Here is a 2,285-nt window from a genome sequence, read left to right on the forward strand (position 1 = left end):
GGCACAAAGCTTGCCACTTTCGCGGCCCGATGTATCGAGAATGAGATATTGATGCACCTGCGTTCGCTGAAAAAAACACGGAAAGACGTGTCTCTTCACGATCCGATTGGGACGGATAAAGAGGGTAATGAAATCACCCTGATTGATATCCTCGGCTCCGAGACCGACGATGTGATTAAAGAAGTGGATCTGAAGATTGAGAAGAGTAAAATTTATCGGAATCTTGATATATTGGATGACCGGGAGAAGGAAGTTGTGGTCGGGCGGTTTGGGCTGGACACTGGCGGGGAAGAGCGGACGCAGCGGGAAATTGCGAAGGAACTGGGGATCTCACGGAGTTATGTTTCTAGGATTGAGAAAAGGGCGCTGATGAAGCTTTATCATGAGTTTTATAAGGCGAAGCGGTGAATAGGAAAGCGACTTGTCTTCGGATGAGTCGCTTTTTGCTAATTAAAAATTGTCTGAATGAGATTATGAATATAAGGGAAAAAGTAGTATCGTTGTCTTAGTGACAGATGATATGAAGTTTTCAAGTGAGGAAATTAGGTAGATTAGTTTATAAGGTTAGTGAATTTACTTTTATTGTTCCAAGTATTGGAATTAGAAGGGTTTGGTATATAATTTATAATTATCCTGAAAGGGGAGGAGGAAATGAAAGTAATAAAGGCAGCACTCCAAAGTATTTTGTATGCATTTCTCATTGTAGGATTTCATTTAATTTTAATCTATTTTCTTGAGATAAGAATAGAAGGTTGGGAGACGGAATTAATAAAGGAATCAATTAAGGTCTACTTTTTACCGCTATTATTGTGTTTTATAAATTCACTAATGATTATAAGATCTAGGAGGGTAAAGTACCATGTCACATGGTTTTTGTTGAGCACGATTCCAAGCAGTTTACTTTTGATGTTTTTTAAATCAATACAAGACATTGGGGAGAGGGAACGTCAGTTTGTTTCTATTGAATTATTTCCTAAGTATAGCTTAGAGATGTTCTCTTTTCTTCCAGGGGGCCTATTGGTATTCCAGTTGCTTTTTACTTTATATCTCCTCATCAAAATAAGAATAGAAACTAATAGATGAAAAATATAGGGTGTATTTATACTTCCTGTAAGCTATTTGCGTGGGATTGAGTGCAGAAACAGAGAGAGTGAAGCATAAACGTGTATTCTTTAAACTATATACTGTTACGATACAGTACAGACTCAAGCAGATATAAATTGCGCTGTGCTGTGGTATACTCAAACTATAAGTGGAAATGAGGTGTTTATCTATTGATGAATATAACGCAGGACCTTGTCAAATTGATCCGATTAACAGGTGACCGTGCTAAATTGGATGCCAAAGCTAATGGAACATATATAGTATACAAAACACCAGAAGGGCAAATCGTTAGGGAGTATAGTACGGGAAAGATCGAGAAAATGAATGAACAGGATTTTACCCATGAGTAAGACAGTTGCAACGATGTTTATCTTTGCTGGTAATAATGGAAGTGGTAAGAGTACAATCCGCAACTTGATCGTTGACCGGCTTGGGGTAAGTGTGAATATTGATCCAGATGCACTAGCCCGCAAAATCAATAATGAACATCCTGAGAAAAGTAAGGTGTCTGCCGGGAAAGAAGCAATAAAGATAGCTAGGGAATGCATCCGAAATAAGTGGGACTTCACTGTGGAAACCACTTTAGCGGGGGGGAACGTCATAAGGCAGATGAGAAATGCCAAGGAACAGGGCTTTCAAATCATTATGTTTTATGTGGGGCTAGGTGATGTTCGGCTAAATATTGAACGTGTTGCTTTGCGCGTGAAAAACGGTGGGCATCATATTGAAACCGAAGACATTATTAGACGCAATGTAACAAGTATGAATAATCTGTTATCGCACTTAGATCTGATTGATCAATTAATTGTTGTTGATAACAGTAAGGCTGATGGGGAGTTTATTCTTGAAGCAGATAAAAGCGGGATAAAATATTATTTAAATGAAATGCCTGTATGGGCACAATTAATCGATAGACAATTACAAATTGAATACAGAACGTAAAAATAACCAATTCAAATCAGGAACGATTATGATGGGTTATTTTTTTTGACATCGTATCGTGTCCATAACCTCAAAAAATTCGATAACACCGGCGAAGACATGGAGGATCTGATCTCCATTGGTACCATCGGATTGATCAAAGCCATTGAGAGCTACCGTCCGAACAAGGGCACAAAGCTTGCCACTTTCGCGGCCCGATGTATCGAGAATGAGATATTGATGCACCTGCGTTCGCTGAA

3 protein-coding genes are annotated in these 2,285 nt (G+C 38.8%); all 3 read left to right on the plus strand.

Annotated elements, in window-relative coordinates; all coding sequences use genetic code 11:
• Positions 1-408 (plus strand): sigma-70 family RNA polymerase sigma factor (locus BLR64_RS29855; protein WP_139172158.1); only part of this gene is annotated, 408 nt, incomplete at its 5' end.
• A 1,038-nt stretch (positions 409-1,446) separates the two neighbouring features.
• Positions 1,447-2,046 (plus strand): ATPase, encoded by a 600-nt coding sequence (locus tag BLR64_RS29870; protein ID WP_090720353.1) that lies wholly within the window; start codon positions 1,447-1,449, stop codon positions 2,044-2,046.
• A 99-nt stretch (positions 2,047-2,145) separates the two neighbouring features.
• A partial coding sequence (locus tag BLR64_RS29875) for a sigma factor (RefSeq protein WP_279615500.1) occupies positions 2,146-2,285 on the plus strand: 140 nt, incomplete at its 3' end.

This window comes from Paenibacillus typhae, assembly GCF_900099765.1.
In the GTDB taxonomy this organism is placed as follows: Bacteria; Bacillota; Bacilli; order Paenibacillales; family Paenibacillaceae; genus Paenibacillus_AQ; species Paenibacillus_AQ typhae.

Bases quoted from the DNA above. Each gene is read 5' to 3' on its own strand.
- BLR64_RS29870 (WP_090720353.1), top strand. From the start codon at position 1,447: ATGAGTAAGACAGTTGCAACGATGTTTATCTTTGCTGGTAATAATGGA.